Raw genomic sequence first — 16,532 nt, 5'->3', positions numbered from 1 at the left:
GGCACCACCATCCCCACCACCGACGTCGTAGCCGACGTAGACCTGGGCCTGGGCCTGGGCGGCACCAACGGCACCGGCACCACCATCCCCACCACCGGTGGAGTGGAAGTAGACGTTGATCTGGGCATCGGCGTTGGCATCGGAAACCCGGGAACCGGTACGGAGACTCCCGGAACCGGCACACCCGGAACTGAAGTTCCAGGTGGTGGAACCGGCGGTACGGGAACTGTAGACCCGGGCACCGGCACGGGGACGGTCACCCCGGGTACCGGCACTGGCGGAGGCACGGGAACCGTAACCCCGGGTACTGGCCTCGGCACGATTCCGGGCAATGGCACCTCCACCACCGCCAGCACCAGCACGGGCCTGGCGAACACCGGTTCCGCTTCGATCAGCACCGCTGGCGTCACGACGTCCGGCAGCGCTGTGGCTGCTGCTTCAACCGGCAAGGCCCAGACCCAGGGCGCAGGAGTCCTGGCCAAAACGGGTCTTGACGCTTCGCTGGTTCCGTTCGCTCTGCTCCTCCTCATCGCTGGCCTGCTGCTTCTGCGCAAGCGCCGCACAGCCTAACCAACCATAAAAGGGGGCACAGGAATTGCCCCGCTAATCAGCTCAAGAGATCTCGGGATCACGGTCCGGTGGCGAACGGCAGACGTTCGCCACCGGACCGCTGTCCGGAATCAGAAAGGAATAACGGATGACCGGTCGGGGCAGCGCGGTCGTTGTTGAGGCCAATGACGAGGTCAGAGCCTGTTTGTCAGATGTGCTCAAGCAATCGGGCTTCGATGTTCATCAGGCGTCCTCCGGCAGCGAAGGCGTCGAAGCAGTCAGGGACTACGATCCTGTCATTATCACTATGGACGCTGATCTGCCTGGCTTCGATGGTTTCGAAGCAGCCCGCAGGATTCGCACCTTCAGCAACGCCTACCTAATTATGATCACGGGCTTGATCGCCGAAGAGGACGTGCTGATGGGCCTGGCGTCCGGGGCCGACGATTACCTCGGCAAGCCGTTTCGACCCCACGAACTACGTGCCCGAATCAGAGCCATGCTGCGCCGGCCCCGCACCCAACTGGCCAAGACGCCTTCCATGGCCTGACGTGTCGACCGCTTACGGACGCGTCCGAAGCCACACGAGACAGCGCTGCTTTTCGCGTGAGGCGAGGGGCTTCTACCGCCTCCCCGAAGAACGCCCCATCGTCGGGTCGCACCACGCTGCCCGGTACAGTGCACGGGCATCTTTCCGCGGTGCGGGTACCTTCACCGGTGCCCGGCTGCAGCCAGCGGTCCCGGAAGGGACCATCCCCCAGATTCCCCGAGGAGGGCTTCGATCATGACCATGGTGGATAACGCCGTTTACGTCAACGGCCACCGGACCGACAATCCCCGGAACCTGGACGAGACCTATGAAGTGATGCGTGAACGCGGCGGGATGGCCTGGATCGGGCTCTACCGGCCCGAACCTGCCGAGATCCAATCGGTCGCCGCGAATTCAACCTCCACGAACTCGCCGTCGAAGACGCCCTGCACGGCCCCCAGCGTGCCAAACTCGAACGCTACGGCGAGACTCTCTTCACAGTCCTGCGTCCTGCCCGGTACCTGGACGATGTGGAGAAGGTCGAGTTCGGCGAATTGCACGTTTTCGTCGGCCCCGAGTTCATCGTGACCATCCGTCACGCCGAATCCCCGGACCTGAAGCGGGTCCGCCGCCGGCTCGAAACCGATCCCGGCCTGCTGAATCTCGGCCCCCACGCGGTCCTGTACGCGATCCTGGACGAAGTCGTGGACCAGTACGAACCGGTCGTGGCCGGGCTGGAGAACGACATCGATGAGATCGAGGACGAACTGTTCGGCTCCAGCCCGGACGTCACCCGCCGCATCTACGAACTCTCCCGCGAAGTCATCGAATTCCAGCGCGCCACCCACCCCTTGCGCGGCATGCTCGAAGCCCTCCTCCGCGGCTCGGACAAATACTCCCTCGATATTGAGTTGCAACGCAGACTCCGTGATGTCCACGACCACGTCCTGCGCCTGGTCGAACGGGTGGACGGGTTTCGTTCCCTGCTGCAAAACGCCCTGACCGTTAACGCCGCCCTCGTCGGGCACCAACACCAACACCGGCAGCACGATCCAAAACGGCACTCGAGGCGGTCCTCAACACTATGCGCCTGGTCAGTCCTGTTCAGCATGATGCCATAGGCGAGCTGTGGATCTACGAGCTGCCAGTGAACCGGTACTTTAGCTCGCTCGATGCACCGGCGGCCGCGTCTCGGCGAGTGAATGCTCCAGCAACTCCCGAAGCGCGCTGCGGTCCAGCCCCGTCAAGCGCGTGAGGTAGAGGCATGCCTTGCTCGCACGTGCCTGCCCAGGCGTGCTAGGAGATGGGGCCAGCGCTCCGAAAAGTCGTTGATGAGGTAGATCGTGTGCTTGTCGGGACCCGGCGCGAAAGCGAGCAAGGGAGCACGGCCCCCGCGCCCGCTGTCATCGGCGCGCCGAGGGCCCATGGCGCTTGCGAGTACATCTGCGACGGGCAAGTCAGACGGGGACATTGCCGGGGCCTTCGCTGCCATGAATCTCCTCGCGACCGTGCTGAACTAACCCAGCTAACCCAGCTTAATACGGCCGGGGCAGTCCCCGGGGGTGAAGAAGCGAGAGACAGTAGTTCAGGAAATCAGGCTTCGGGTTTGGAGGTTGGTGTAGGCCGAAGGGTGAGCCCTGATCATCCCTGCAGCCCCAGAGATGCAACACGTTTCCTGTCTCATCTATGGATCCTTTAACAAGACCAGGCGAGCTCGTCGTCAACTATTTCCAGAGCCCTGCATTCCAGCGGTTCCAGCAAACCGTGCGTTGTCTCAGCAATGTGTCTCAGCTGGTCTATTCTCAGCCAAAGGGAAAGTGGCCTTTGATGAGCTTTGGGAGTCGCTTTGGGGAGTATTGGATAAGCCCGGGTCCGTTTTCCCCCATCTACCGTGAGGCCCTGGCAGCCGAGCCCGGATGGGACAAGCCCTCAATGCGAGAGGCCGACGACGCGGCCGAGCTGGCAGCACCGGCTAGAGGAACTGCAAAACCTCCGTGCCGGCATCCGCCAAAGTCCGGGTCGAGTTGGGCCAGATGTACATCCGAACGACGTCGTTCCCCGCTGCCACCGAAAGGGGTGGTCCGGGGCCCGACCGGCAGGCCGGGCCTTTGTCCGGGAGTGCCTCCCCCGCCCTCTCCCCTGGGACCAACCACCGGCCATCGATTTACCGCACGACTGTGTTAATTCCTCGGGCCGACGGCGGCCTCTGCGCGGGGGCCCTATTGTGGTTACACGCTGTAGCGCAGCCATGCTCCTTGTTGAGCCACAAGTTATGCGGTCCATTGTCCGGCCAACAACAGCACATGCCATAAGCCACGCCATAAACCATGCCATATGACCTATTTGACGCTCAGCTACAAGACGCGCTGGACGAATCCTTGGGGCTCAAGCCAATCGTCCCGTAAGAAGTAATGCCTAGCGACAGGCTAATCGAACAATAGGAGCGGTAATAGCTGGCCAAGCCTGACGCCCAACGTGCCGAGAAGTAGGTAGACAGGCGGGGTTCCTCACAGGGACAGCAACGGGCCAGCCAATAAGAGCCAGCACAGGATCTCCAGCAACAGAGAAAATACAGCGCCAAGTTGAAGAGTCAATTGTCCATCTCACGTGGCCCCGGGTGGGGGATAAGGTGTGACGCCCAGCAATGTCCATAACGGGAACCTCAATATATGGCCCTGCTTTGCGCACTGTTATCCCTCTTATGCGTGTCACTACCAACATTCCCAGAGGAGTGCACATAGCGTTGACAGCAGGACAACATGCAACCCAGCAAGTAGGAGAGTCACCGACCGATGGCACGATCACTGCAAACCCCCGCACCCCCCAAACCCCAAGCGACACGGGCCATTGACCGTGTCGTCTCTCTGGCGAACGGCAAGGGCGGAGTCGGCAAAACGACCACTGCAGCCAACGTTGGCGGGTACGTAGCGCTGGCCGGCTCCCGCGTACTGCTGATCGACCTTGACCCGCAGGGCGACCTGGCCCGCGACCTCGGATACGAGCGGCAGTCGGGCAGGGAATTCTTCCAGGCCCTCATTGCCGGCACAACGCCGATGATCCTGCGCGAGGTGCGGGAAAACCTTGACGTCATCCCCGGTGGCCAGGACCTCGAAGACATCCAGGGCCTCATGGTGTCCCGCTCCAGCCGCTCCGATGCCGGCGACTTCGGCGACATGCTCTACGCCGTTCTGGCCCCGCTGGCCGACGATTACGACTTGATCCTGATCGACACCCCGCCGGGGGAGCGGATCCTCGTAGAAGGCGCCTTCGCGATCTCCAGCGCCGTTGTCATTCCTACCCGTTCAGATGATGCGAGCATCGACGGTGTCGAACGCATAGCACGCCGCTTCATGGCGGTACGTGACCGAAACCCGTCCCTGCAGTTGGCAGGCATCGTCCTATTCGGTGTCGGACCGCGCTCCTTGCGCTTGGAACGCAGCGTCCGAGACACCTTGGAAGAAATGCTCGGCACCGTCGCCCCGGTCTTCGAAACCCGCATTAGGAACCTGGAGAGCGCAAGCGCCGACGCCCGCCGTAAGGGCCTGCTCTTCCACGAACTTGAAGGTGCCGTTACCGACGGTCAGAGGAACCGCCTGAAGGCGCTCCGGGCGGGGGAGAAGCCGGTGGACGGTTTCTTCTCGCGCAATGCCGGGGGACTGGCTGAAGAGTACGAGCAGCTGACCGGTGAGATCCTCGCGCGACTGAACGAGATCGAAAGCGGGAACCACGAATGAGCGGTCGACAGAGCCTTGCCGAGGCCTTCGCCCCTGTAGCGCCTGCCCGTGGTGCAGCACTGCAAGGGTTGCTGGCTCCGAAACGGGGGAGGGGTGCCCCTTCGCCGCAACCCGAAACCAGAGAGTCCGGGGAGGCACCGGCCCGGGAACGCACCCGGGTCCTGCCAGCAGCAGGGCCCGTTCCCGGTGACACGCAGGTACCTACTGAGCAGCCGCAGACAGATAAGCACGCCACTGAGCAAGCACCTGTAGAGGAGGCGCCTTTTGAGGAGGCAGGGGAGCAGGAGGAGCCCGCGCCTACATCCGTCAAGGCCCCAAAGGCCACTACGCAGCATCAGCCTGCTACAAAAAAGGCAGCTAACGCGACCAAAGCCTCCGAGCTGGTTCCCGGGGCGCTGCGCAACGTTGGGGTGTACCTGCCGCCGGCGCTCCTGGCCCAAGTCAAAGATGCCGCATATCAGGAGCGGACCACGTACGCCGACCTGTTGATTGACGCCTTCGAAGCCGTCGACGACAAGCAGATCACCAAGGAGTTCAGTGCTGAGACCACGCTGACAAGCTCCGGCATGCCCCGTCGTGCACCGCGGAAACGGGGAGAGGCCGGCATTCAGATCCAGCTGCGCCTCGACGGACTGCAGGTTGCCTGGCTGGATGAGAAGGTCAGGGAGTTCGACGCACCGTCACGCAGCGCGCTCGTCTCGGCCGTCTTCAAGCTTCATATCCAAGCGGGACAGACTGCGGGGGAGTGATGCTGGACCTCTTCGAGACAAGCATGGCATGTCTTCCCGTAGTGCTTATGGCATAACTTATGGCTCGAAAACGGAGAGTGCGAACATTACGTTGTAAGTGGATGATGGGCTCACACACTGACAGGCCTCTGCGCTGACCCTCATCCGATTCTGTTGAAGGCTAGGTCGGACAGTGACCATTCATCGGGCGGCCCCTCGAACACCTCCCAAGGATAATCTTCGTCGGGGGAGAGCAGCTCCGGGACGGTAGCGACTTTCCTGGCGAGCCATTCCCGCCAGATGATCCGATCGTTGCGGTAGCGCTGCAACTGGACGGCAACCGCCTCGAGGACCCCGAATTGCTCAGCGAGCTGTCTCAGTGATGTCCCAGCCACGATTGACCAGACCCGGCTGGGACTACGGACAACCAGGTTCCAAGCGGCGAGGACTTCCAGGGCTTCATGGACAGCGGAACGAGACAGCCGGGTGATCCGCACAATCTCGGCGGTCGGCAACCCGGGGGAGTGCTCCAACGCTTCGTAGACGAACGCGGCCGGCAGCCCCAGTTCCCGGAAGACAGGTCGCAGTGCGTGGATTTTCCCTTTCTGCCAAGTAGCATCCTCAGCAACACTTTTCAGTTCTTCGGGGATGGCCAGCATGTAGAGATCACCTTTGGTTCCCCTGGCTTTTTCAACGAGGGTGACCAGAGGGTCCTTCTCCGCACGCAGCTGCCTCAAGTGCAGGCCAACAGTGGTGTGGTCGAGACCCGTGGCCACGGCAATGGACCGCACGCCGAATTCAACGAACCGAGACGCAGTCATGTGGGCTGCCTCCCCTAATGCCCTAAGAACCATCCGCCGCGCCATTCCAGTCCTGGATTGTTGGTAATTCACCTCCCTGATACGCAAGGCGTTTCGCCAGGTCCGAATAAACCGATGCTCTGCATCGGGATTTGAAATTGGGCGGATCCCCTTTACCTCTGCCGGCTGTGTATTTGGCTGGCTTGTGGGGGATCTGCGGACATTGTCATTCGGGTCGGTCTGGGCCGTCTTTTTGCTCAAGAAGCTGACGGCGCTCATCCAGTCGCGGCGCAGTGACGGGGAGCGGTGGCGGGCCGCGTATCGGGCGTAGAAGGAGGCCAGCCCAGGCCAGGTTCCCTGTAGCATCCGGCGCTCCACATCCACCAGCTCCAAGCCGGCGGCCGCGGCACTGAGGATGACTGCCTGGCGGGCCTCGGAATCAGAGGCGTACCGGGTGGTGTCGTACATGCCGGTCTGGGCGAGCACCTGCATGGCCCGGGACATGCGCCCCACCGGCTGCTCAACCACGGGAACATCAGAGCTAGCCGAAGTCAAAGTTTCCTCTAGCCGAAGTGCCCTGACGGCCTTGATCTCGGCGGCCAGGTCGTCGGTCATGGCCGCCCAGACGGCGGCGCTGTTGGGCCTGCGGGCGATGTCGTAGGCCACGGACAGGCTCATCGCCAGTTTCTGGTAGCCGCCTCGCTTGTGCGGTGAGCCGGGAGTTCGCATGCAGCCGTGAAGCAGGTTCTGGTGTGGGGTCTTGTCCAGGCTCCGGTACCGGGTACCCAGCGCCTCGACAAGGTCACGCGCTTCTGAAAAGGTGACCCGCCGTGCGAGCGGGACATAGACGTGGCGACCGCCGTTGGGGGAGTAGTCCTCAATCCAGCGGGCCCCGACCGAGTACAGCCAGGACTGGACCGCGCGGACGTCGGCCTGTACCCAATCGAGTCCGGCTACTGAGGAGTCAAAGTCGAGAAAGATCGCCGCGCAGGTACCGTCCTTACCGAAAATTCTCACGGCCGCGGGCAGCGAGGGGAGTGCTTCTGTCAGGTTCCGTTCGTGCTTCTGCGGGTACGTTTTACCCGCATCACGAGAGAGACGCATTCTGGGCTGGCCGGCCAGCAAGGGAGCCAGAGCTGCCCAAACGGTTGCTGGATCGTCTGGCTGCGTGGACACGCCAACAGCGGGGCGTGCTGGCAGCACGGAGACGTGCTGATGTACGATGTGAGTAATCCTTCCGGGGATTGAGGTATGAAAAAGGGCCGATCCTGCCAGATCGGTTTCATAGCAACACAAAGGATGGCCTGTTCAGGCCCTCCACGACTTACAATCTGATCCGCCGGCAAGCAATCCAGAGGGTAAGTCTCAAGCTTCGAAGGCCCGCCTAGTGCGGGCCTTCTTTTGTTATGAGGCGATGCGAATGGGCAGCTCCTGCTGGTAGTCGTCCTGATCGAGTGCGGCCAAATCTTCCTTCAGTTGTGGCTCGACAACGGACAAAAGGTACTCAGTGACGGTCAGTCCCTTGTGAGCTGCCACTTTGGCGATACCGTCAGCGGTGGGTTCGGGTGAGCGAAAACCAATGAACTTACGCAGGCCTTTGCTGGGGCGCCCGCCGCCTCGATTTACTGCTACTGCCGTCATTTGCTGTGTCCTTTGATTTTGTAGCCGCCTGAACGGTCGGTTACAGCTTCATCGTTGTATTGCCTGCCACCAGGACTACCTGAAAGCCCCTGCGACTGCTCCGAAACTACCACCGGGCAACTGAACCCCTTGGGATTTGTTTTCAGAAAACGAAAGCGTGTCGCGTATGTGACTTTTCAGCATGTGAGGCCCCTGACGTCTTAAGGCTCTTCGATAGGCGACGCCCTCGGTTGCATGCCATCAAGCCTGTTAGGACGCCCTTCCGCGCGGTCTATCAGAGCACCGACATACTCGCCGAAGGACATGTTGTACCGTTGCTTCGCCTTCCAGGCGGCGTAGTGCTGGTCCGGGTGCACAAGGCAATTCAGCGGTGCCTTCTTACCGAGCATCTTGGGTGGCCAGTATTCCTCGATGTCACTCACCCTCACTTCGGTTCCAGAGAACCTGTAGACCTACAGGTTCTGCCGCGACGGCACCCAGTCCTCCCTTGAAAGAGACCAAGCAATCGACAGACTACATACATGCTCCACACATGCACAACTCACTGCCTGTGCGCTTGGGTAGTCATCGGGTAACATCTCTGTTAGCTGCCCGCCTGCTCTGTGTTGGCGGCCTACACAAGTCGCGGAGCTTGGCTAAGGAGCTGTATAGATGGCAAATGGGGGCCGCAGCGTGTTTCTTACGCAGCATCAGAAGAAAGAACGGCTTGCGGATCGCATGGGCATCCTGGTGGACATTTGGGAGGCAGATAACAACACTGCTCTGACATACCCTCATGTGGAAGAAGCACTTTCGGCCTACGGAATCCACCTGTCACGGACGCGTTGGTCCTACTTGATCAACGGCACCGGCAGCCTGGTGACCGATCAGGACCTGCTAAAGGGCATAGCAGAATACGTTTTTGCTGTACCCGCCAGTTATCTGTGTGACCTCAATAGTGAGACTCCCCCGGAGGTGGAAGCGCGCATGGAGTTCCTTGTGCAGATGCGCAAGCTCAAGGTGAAGAACTTTGCGGCGAGAAACCTGGGGGCCACCTCGCCTGAAATGCTGCGGACGATTACCAAAATCATCGATGCGTCGATGAACGGCGAAGAGGAAGACTGAATGGGCCTCCCGCCGGTCGCAGAAAAGGTCCGGGAGTTATGCGGAGACGGCACGACGTCAATGGCGGAAGTCCTCGAACGTCTGGCCATCATCTGCGAAAAGCCGATCAAGCTGATCGAGCAGGAGGGGTCTTGGGGAACTCTGACAGCCTTCAAATTGGACTTTGAAGATCACTTCAAAATCTATGTCCCGCCGCAAAACTCGACGCAGTACAAGCTTCACTGCATCTATCACGAGCTCGGACACATATATCTGGAGAGCTTCCAAGGCCACTTGGTTCTGCCCGATTTCTCTGAAGAGATGCTGAAGGAGGCTGCCGGCGCGAAAAGCATGAGCTGCTGTTCTGTTCAGAATCATCCCGTAGAACGCTGGGTGGAGGATTTTGCATTCGAGATGTCAAAGAAGACCCGCGCGCGGAACTCCTCCGAGACTGATCCTTTCCTCTGATAGACCATGAAACAGTTGCTCTTTACGCTGCTAGGTGCCCTATGCCTCCTTCGGATCCCCTCGGTAGTCAAGGTGGCGGAAGCCCGGGCATCGTGGGTCGCATCGATGTTCGGCCTGGCGGCGCTTTATGTCCTGGGAACGGTTACGCCGCTGGTGTCCATCGACAGCTACCTCGGTGGCGTCAATGTGACGAACCTTCTTCAAGCCATCTTCGCGCTGTTGGCGATCTTCTTCTTCAACGACAGTGTGCGGCGGTTAGCAACCGTACCAGTCAGGTGGACTTACTATGCTCCGTTGCTGAGCATTCCCATCATGATTGTCAGCTTCGCCCTCATTGAGGACAAAGGTCCAACCTCTGCGGACTTCATTGATTACCGAATGGACCAACTCGCGACCGCCACGTACAGCGGCACTTACATGTTCGCGTTGCTATTCACCGTGCTTAGGATCATCTACATGCTTCGGCACAAGGCCAGGGGCCTGTACGCAACATTCTCAGCGGGCCTGGCCGTGGTTGCGGCGGCCGTCTCGTGCCACATTGCATATGTGCTGCTGTTCCACTTCACGCCCTGGGATGCCTTCGCAGAGTCGATCGGAGCTTGGTTTGACCGTCTTTTCTATGCCGGCCTCTCGGTGACGGCTGCGGGGTGGCTAATTCTTTTCCTGTCCAAGCAGCTGCCGAGGTTGCGGCTCTGGATGATCGATGCGCTTTGGCTTACTGCGCTAAGGATCCGGATAAATGCAGATCAGTCTCGGGTTAGTCCGGCATGGGATCTGTTCAATGAAACGCTGGAAAATGGGGTCTACAAAAGCCTCATTGTTCTGCATAACTACCAGCGGGGAAACATGTGCCCGTTCCCGGAGTCTGTTCAGGGCAGGATCAGCCAGATCGAGGCAAAGCTGGACGCGCGGTTCTAGCCTTCGGGCAGGATCGTTTCGTTGATCCAACTCGTGAGTTCGTTGGTGAAAGTGTGAGGTGACACATTCCACTCCTGGGTGTGGTGCGCCTCAGGTAAGGGAATCAGGGTGACGGTGGCAGGGTTCGAGCGTTGGAACTCCGCCGAAATTTCCCAAGGAACCTCCTGATCCGCGCTCGAGTGCAGAACCAGGGTCGGGATTGACACCCGGTTAGGTACGTCGACCCATTCAAGGGCATCGAAGTTGATCGGTTCGTCCAGCCCGAGCATCTTCGCGAATGGGGGAGCCTGCAGCAAGGACATGACAAGGCCGGCACCTACCGCAGGCACGCCGGCGGCCTCCGCTCCTGCCCTGATGGTTTTACGCCAGCTCGTGACCGGTCCTACCAGGACGATCCCGGCGATCCGGTCCTGGTAGGCGCTGCGCTCCGCTGTGAGCAGGGCAATCGTCCCACCCATTGACCAGCCCGAGAGGATGATTCGCTGCGCGCCGTGAGTCACGGCGTAGGCCACAGCGCTTTCCACGTCCCGCCATTCTGTTTGACCAAGGTGGCTCGACTCGGCCTGTGGCGGGCTGACCTCCAGGTCGCTGCGGAATGAGGGCACCAAGGAGGTGAATCCCAAGGGCCTGAAGGCGTGGACGTCACGGAACATGATCGAGCGGTCGGTCCAGCTGCCATGAATGTGGATCACCCATGTGTCCGCGTTCCTACCTTCGAATAGCCATGCCGGCGCCGCGCCGTAGGCCGTGGGGATGTGTACCTCTTCAAACCGCCCGCCCACGGCGGAGGGCTCGAAGAACACATCGGGCGTCCAGTCGACCAGGGGTCCCAAAGTCACCGGCCCGGACCCCGTCGGATGAATTCGACGCTCCACGAACTTTTGATCTTCGTCGATCAGGGTGACCTCGCCGACTCTGGTGTAGCGCTCGGCCGCAGGGTCGAACACGGCGAAGTCGCCGTCGGCTTTGGTGTAGTCATCCAAGTCGATGCGGACTCTGCGGCCATCAGCTGTCAGCTCGGCGCGACGGTAATCCTTTGGGCCTCGTCTAACGATCTTGCGGGCCATGATGACCGCGAATCCGAATAGTGAGCCCACGGGTACGAGGAACGCCAGACAGGCGAGGCCACGCCTTGTCGTCATCATGTACCGCCCTCCAGCGCCGATCCGGGAAGAGTATCGAAGCCCAATCATCGTAAACGCTCCCCTAACCTTGAATATGTATGAGATGCGCACACTACAAACGTTGCACATGTCCACTACAGGCAGGTAGCCTTGGTCTGGGCCAGTTGGGGGCCCAAAGGGGGAGTTGCATGCAGCGGAAGTCACTCGGTCTCGTGGCGCTGATCGCGGTCCCCGGCATCTTGATAGGGCTGGTCTTTTCCATCCTCGTATTCCTTGCCCCGGCAAAGCCCGCGGCTGCCGACTGCAGCCCGACCGTGTCAGTGGTTATCAACGGCGACACGAAAGTCGATGGCTACAGCGAGGAGCAGTTGAAAAACGCCGCGGCGATCATGGGTGCCGGTAAGGCGCTGGACCTGTCGTTGAAGGGGCAGATGATCAGTGTCATGGTGTCCCTAGGGGAGTCGGGGCTGCGGGTGCTGGACTACGGCGACGGACCGGGCCCGGATTCCCGTGGGTTGTTCCAGCAGCGAGACAACGCGTGGGGCTCCTACGCGGACCGCATGGACCCGACCATCAGCGCCACGAACTTCATCAAGGCCCTGCAGAAGGTCGAAGGCTGGGAGCTGCTGGAGCCGACCATCGTCGGGAACAAGGTCCAGCGCAACGCCGATCCGTACCACTACCAGAAGTACTGGCCGGAGGCGGTCAAGCTCGTCGAGGCGCTTTCGGACGAAAAGTTCTCGCTGGAAGGCGGCGACTGCGCCATCCCTGGGAAGTCGGGTGCGGGGGATGACTACCCCTGGAAAGACTCTCCTACCTGGGTGCAGGTTGGAGCCAACGACGCCAGTACTTCACCGCTGAACTTCTACTACCGGGAGTGCGTGGACTTCGCGCTGTGGCGGGTGAACCAGCAGATGGGGTCCACCGGTGAGCCGTTTGAGTTCCTCAACGGCACGTTCCGCCCCGATGGCCAGCGCCTTGGCTCAGCGCTGACGTGGAAGGCCGGCTGGGACGCCAAAGGCTGGCCCACCGGTTCCGTTCCGCGGGTCGGTGCGGTCGTCTGGTACGCGCCCGGCGCCGGGGGAGCGGACCCGACCTACGGCCATGTCGCCGTGGTCAAGGAAGTCAAAGACGACGGGACCTACGTCGAAGAGGGCTACAACGGCAACCCACCCCCGGATGACCACAACTACTACACCCGGACCGTCAGCAACGATGTCCCCTCAGCGTTCCTGTACCTGCCCACCCAAGAGGAGAAAACGTGAAGAAGCCCCTGGCCCTCATCGCAGTGGCCCTGCTGTGCACCGCGTGCGCACCGGCAGCGAACACCACCCCTGCACCGGCAGAATCGACCGCCACGCCATCCTCGCCGGTTTCGCTGAGCGCCAGCAGCGGACCACAGGCTCCCGGGGGCACCGTCCCGGCCACGATCGGCATCACCTGGGACCAGGCCAGCAAGGACGCGGCCGTAGACGTCGCTGAAAAGGCCATGGCGGACTTTGCCCGCCCCGGTGTGGAGGAAAAGCAATGGGCCAACGATTTCGCTCGCTGGCTCACGCCACAGGCCACCGCCGACTACTCCGCCGTGGACCCGGCCAACATTCCCGCCAGCCGCGTCACCGGCCAGGCCACGCTGAGCGTCGATGAAGCCAACGGCTTCGGGGTCATGGCAGCGGTGCCCACCGACGCCGGGACCTACACGGTGCAGCTGCTCCGCACGGGCAAGGAATCCCCGTGGAAGGTCAACCGGCTCACACCACCGGCTTCCTGATCCCACCCCCTCCACGTTTCAGAAAGGTAGAACGCTATGGTCCTGAACCAGACAGATTTCCCGGCTTTCCCTAAGATCCACGCCATTGTCCGTGCCAACGGCACGGCCGAGGTCGTTGTTGCCGGCAACTCCCGGAATGTGAAAGCGGCAGAGTCCCTGCAGCACCTCCGCGACAACGCACTGTCCCTCGTCGTCAGGGAAGCGAAGACGCTGAACCGCCCGGTCCGGGTCCAGGTCGATGATCCGGATGGCCAGGGTGAGCTGATCGTGAACCCGGACGGTACTAAGGAGTCCGTCAACTACGTGGCCAAAGCCCCACGCCGCCGCGTGGCCGAAGCTCCCACCCCCGCAGCAGCACAGCACGCTGCTGCGGTTGCAGAAACCATCCCAGCGCCCATCAATGACGAGCCGGTTACTGACGGACCGGGAAGCGTCCCATCAGCGACAGGAACATCCATGACCCTGACACCCGCAACCACGACCACGCCGGCCCCGGAAGCGCAGGAGGCACCGACCCGACGCAGCCTGAAGGAAACCTCCTTCCTGGTCAGCGCCCCGGTCCTGGAACCGGCCACACAGGGCTGGCGGGGTGCGCTCACTCGCCTTGGCTTCCGGATGGACCCCTCCGCCGAAGAGCTCTCCGAGCGGGAGGATATCCGCACGGTCAGCCAGCACTGGCCCGGCCCGCGGACCATTGCCGTGGTCAACCGCAAGGGCGGGGCCAACAAGACCCCCACGGTCGTCATGCTCTCGGCCATCCTCGCCCGCTACAGCGGTGCCGCGACAGTCGCCTGGGACAACAACGAGTCCCAAGGCACGCTGGGGTGGCGGACCGAAAAGGGCGCCCATGACCGGAGTGTCCTGGACCTAATCGATTCCTCGACCGAACTGCTCTCCCCGTCAACGAATGCCGCCGAAATCGCCAAGTTCGTCCACCACCAGACCGCCGACAAGTTCGACGTCCTGCGCTCAGACGAGAACGAGGAAGGCGACCACGAAGTCACCGCCGAGGAAGTCGACATCGCCCACCAGGTCCTCACCCGCTACTACCGGCTGGTGGTCATGGACTCAGGCAACACCGCCCGGGCAACGAACTGGCGCCGGATGATCCACCACACCAACCAGCTCGTCGTGCCTGTGACGGCCATCGAAGACCGCGCCGAAGCCGCACGGCTGACGCTGCAGACCCTCGAATCCCGCGGCGGCCACGACGCCGACCTGGCCCGCAACGCCGTCGTGATCGTCTCCGAGTCCACAGACGCCAAGCGCGCCATGTCAGGGGATGCCTTGAAGCGGGCCAAAGACGAGGCCCAGCGGATCGCGGACGGCTTCGAACCGTTCGTCAGGGCCGTCGTGAGGATTCCCTACGACCCAGCCCTGGTCAACGGGCCCATCCGCTACGAAGCCCTCCAGCCCGCCACCCAGCGGGCATGGCTGGCCACCGCGGCCGCCGTCGCCAAAGGCTTCTAAACCCACCCGTCATCCAGACTTCGAGAGGAGGAATCATGCAACAGTCTTTGAACCCTTGGGTCACCAGCCCCACCGCCGACATTGCGGAACAGGAAACACCCGAAACACACATGCCGCCAACGGCCGTCATCAGTGCGCCTCTGAAGGGAATGGTCGAACCCGACGCAGCCGACCGGCTGGCCCGCCGCACCATGACTGGTTCCGCAACCTTGTGGATCATCGGCGCTCACGGGGGAGCAGGCGAAAGCAACATGGCAGACCTCCTCGGCGCCCGGCCCACCGACCACTGCTGGCCCGTCCTCCAGGACGGAAGCGAGCCGCGGGTGCTGCTGGTCTGCCGCGGAGACATGCGCGGCCTCACAGCCGCCAGGAGCGCACTGACCCAATGGGCGTCAGGAGCCACACCGAAAGCTGACCTGCTCGGCCTCGCGATCCTGTCGGACGCACCGGGAAAGACCCCCAAAGCGCTGCGTGACTTCGCCGCCATCGTCGCCGGGGGAGCGCCCCGGCTTTGGACCCTGCCCTGGGTGGAAGCCTGGCGGCACGGGGACACCACGGCCCCGATGTCCCGGGAATACCAACGTTTTATCACCGACATGGCAGCCCTGGCCGCCGACACCAGATTAACCACGAACTGAAAGGTCTCACCATGAACTACGCACTTCCCACCGGCGTCATCCCCAACCCCACTCCGACCATCCCGGCAGAGGCAGACGGGTTGCTCCTGGTCCTGAACTGGGCCTCCGGTATCGGCCTGGTCCTCGGCGTCCTGGGCGTGATTATCGTCGGCATCGGCATGGTCATCCAGCTCCAGCGCGGCGAAGGTGCTCAGGCCATCGGCAAGCTCGGATGGGTCCTCCTGGGCTGCATCATCATCACTGGTGCGGCCGGCATTGTCCGCGCCTTCGTCTAAGCCAGCACCAACAACGGGAGGTTCACCATGAGCCAGTCAGCAGAGAGCACCACCGAAAGCAATCCGTTCACCAAGCCCGGTTTCATCATTGCGGCCGCGCTGGTGGTCGCGCTGATCGCAGCAACCGTCGTGATCTTCCTGCTTCCCAAAGGACAGGGCACCGCCCAGCCCGCCCCTGCTCCGGCAGAAACCAACGCCTCAGCCACTGTCAGCCCCAGTGCTTCAGCTGGTGCTGACAAGAGCGTCTGCGGGCTTCCGTCTTCTTCGGAGACGTCGCTGGGTAGCGCGCCGACGTCAGAGTGGGAGTTGGTGGGCAAGATGGCAACACCAAAGGATCCTAAAATCGGGCCGGGAACAACTGATGAAGGTGGTTTCCGCTCATGCTTCGCGCATTCCCCCACTGGGGCCTTGTATGCAGCAATGAACGTTGCAGCGCTTGGCTCATCTGGCTCCACAGAGCTGCAGCAGAAGCTTGCTGACAAACTGCTTGTCCCTGGCACTGGCAGGGACGCAGCGATGCGTGAAGTTGCCGCCGATACTTCCACGGCCCCTAGTACACCAATTCAGGTAGAAGGTTTCCTGATCAAGTCCTATACGTCCTCGGAAGCCGACATTGACCTTGCCTTTTCAACCGAGACGGGGGCGTTGGGCAGTACAACATTCTCGATGCGGTGGCTGGACGGAGACTGGAAAGTGAAACCGGCAGATAACGGTGTTACTTTCGGCAATATTTCACAGCTCAGAGACCTGAGCGGTTTCATCCTCTGGTCTGGAGTCTGACATGGCCGAGTGCTCTTGGGGAGA

Annotated in this window: 16 protein-coding genes and 1 pseudogene; 14 read left to right on the top strand and 3 right to left on the bottom strand. The window is 61.7% G+C overall.

The features are described 5' to 3' along the window. From AC5RUQ_RS20880 to AC5RUQ_RS20860, 5 genes and pseudogenes are all read left to right on the top strand, one after another. On the top strand, positions 1-570 hold a 570-nt coding region (locus tag AC5RUQ_RS20880), incomplete at its 5' end, for a hypothetical protein (protein ID WP_493949181.1). Between the two features lie 127 nt (positions 571-697). Continuing rightward, the gene (locus AC5RUQ_RS20875) at positions 698-1,099 is read left to right on the top strand and encodes a response regulator transcription factor (RefSeq protein WP_493949180.1); all 402 of its coding nucleotides are present in this window, start codon (positions 698-700) and stop codon (positions 1,097-1,099) included. A gap of 234 nt (positions 1,100-1,333) precedes the next feature. Further along, a pseudogene (locus AC5RUQ_RS20870) lies at positions 1,334-2,109 on the top strand (magnesium and cobalt transport protein CorA); the annotation flags it as partial. 1,761 nt (positions 2,110-3,870) lie between these two features. Further along, positions 3,871-4,812: a ParA family protein gene (locus AC5RUQ_RS20865; RefSeq protein ID WP_493949179.1), complete on the top strand. Its 942-nt coding sequence runs from the start codon at positions 3,871-3,873 to the stop codon at positions 4,810-4,812. Then, positions 4,809-5,561 (top strand): hypothetical protein, encoded by a 753-nt coding sequence (locus AC5RUQ_RS20860; protein ID WP_493949178.1) that lies wholly within the window; start codon positions 4,809-4,811, stop codon positions 5,559-5,561. Before AC5RUQ_RS20865 ends, AC5RUQ_RS20860 begins: the two co-directional genes overlap by 4 nt. A gap of 140 nt (positions 5,562-5,701) precedes the next feature. On the opposite strand, the gene AC5RUQ_RS20855 is transcribed toward AC5RUQ_RS20860, so the two are convergent. Continuing rightward, positions 5,702-7,444, bottom strand: coding sequence for a MarR family transcriptional regulator (locus tag AC5RUQ_RS20855; protein ID WP_493949177.1), 1,743 nt, complete (start codon positions 7,442-7,444; stop codon positions 5,702-5,704). Positions 7,445-7,744: 300 nt separating this feature from the next. Beyond that, a complete protein-coding gene (locus AC5RUQ_RS20850) occupies positions 7,745-7,981 on the bottom strand; it encodes a hypothetical protein (RefSeq protein ID WP_138605593.1) in 237 nt (78 codons plus the stop codon). Between the two features lie 651 nt (positions 7,982-8,632). On the opposite strand from AC5RUQ_RS20850, the gene AC5RUQ_RS20845 reads away from it, so the two are divergent. Genes AC5RUQ_RS20845 through AC5RUQ_RS20835 form a run of 3 tightly spaced genes read left to right on the top strand, consistent with a single transcriptional unit; the run spans position 8,633 to position 10,450 of the window. Then, a complete protein-coding gene (locus AC5RUQ_RS20845) occupies positions 8,633-9,085 on the top strand; it encodes a hypothetical protein (RefSeq protein ID WP_493949176.1) in 453 nt (150 codons plus the stop codon). Further along, positions 9,086-9,532 (top strand): hypothetical protein, encoded by a 447-nt coding sequence (locus tag AC5RUQ_RS20840; protein WP_493949175.1) that lies wholly within the window; start codon positions 9,086-9,088, stop codon positions 9,530-9,532. A gap of 6 nt (positions 9,533-9,538) precedes the next feature. After that, positions 9,539-10,450 (top strand): hypothetical protein, encoded by a 912-nt coding sequence (locus tag AC5RUQ_RS20835; RefSeq protein ID WP_493949174.1) that lies wholly within the window; start codon positions 9,539-9,541, stop codon positions 10,448-10,450. On the opposite strand, the gene AC5RUQ_RS20830 is transcribed toward AC5RUQ_RS20835, so the two are convergent. Next, a complete protein-coding gene (locus tag AC5RUQ_RS20830) occupies positions 10,447-11,595 on the bottom strand; it encodes an alpha/beta hydrolase family protein (RefSeq protein WP_493949173.1) in 1,149 nt (382 codons plus the stop codon). The genes AC5RUQ_RS20835 and AC5RUQ_RS20830 overlap by 4 nt on opposite strands. 167 nt (positions 11,596-11,762) lie before the next feature. Between AC5RUQ_RS20830 and AC5RUQ_RS20825 the strand changes: the two genes are divergently transcribed. Genes AC5RUQ_RS20825 through AC5RUQ_RS20800 form a run of 6 tightly spaced genes read left to right on the top strand, consistent with a single transcriptional unit; the run spans position 11,763 to position 16,508 of the window. After that, positions 11,763-12,839, top strand: coding sequence for a CHAP domain-containing protein (locus AC5RUQ_RS20825; RefSeq protein ID WP_493949172.1), 1,077 nt, complete (start codon positions 11,763-11,765; stop codon positions 12,837-12,839). Next, positions 12,836-13,345 carry a hypothetical protein gene (locus AC5RUQ_RS20820; RefSeq protein WP_493949171.1) on the top strand — a complete coding sequence of 170 codons (510 nt, stop codon included), beginning with the start codon at positions 12,836-12,838 and terminating at the stop codon, positions 13,343-13,345. Before AC5RUQ_RS20825 ends, AC5RUQ_RS20820 begins: the two co-directional genes overlap by 4 nt. 36 nt (positions 13,346-13,381) lie before the next feature. After that, the gene (locus tag AC5RUQ_RS20815) at positions 13,382-14,815 is read left to right on the top strand and encodes a MinD/ParA family ATP-binding protein (protein WP_493949170.1); all 1,434 of its coding nucleotides are present in this window, start codon (positions 13,382-13,384) and stop codon (positions 14,813-14,815) included. A gap of 35 nt (positions 14,816-14,850) precedes the next feature. Next, on the top strand, positions 14,851-15,453 hold the full coding sequence (locus AC5RUQ_RS20810) for a DUF6668 family protein (RefSeq protein WP_493949169.1): 603 nt from the start codon (positions 14,851-14,853) through the stop codon (positions 15,451-15,453). An 11-nt stretch (positions 15,454-15,464) separates the two neighbouring features. After that, complete coding sequence (locus AC5RUQ_RS20805) at positions 15,465-15,728, top strand: hypothetical protein (protein WP_120693024.1); 264 nt, start codon at positions 15,465-15,467, stop codon at positions 15,726-15,728. Between the two features lie 27 nt (positions 15,729-15,755). Beyond that, positions 15,756-16,508 carry a DUF8175 domain-containg protein gene (locus tag AC5RUQ_RS20800; protein WP_493949168.1) on the top strand — a complete coding sequence of 251 codons (753 nt, stop codon included), beginning with the start codon at positions 15,756-15,758 and terminating at the stop codon, positions 16,506-16,508. Positions 16,509-16,532 lie beyond the last annotated feature (24 nt).

Source organism: Arthrobacter sp. MDT2-3 (assembly GCF_059090465.1).
Note: the sequence above shows the minus strand (reverse complement) of the source record. Positions and strands in the feature narration are given on the sequence as shown.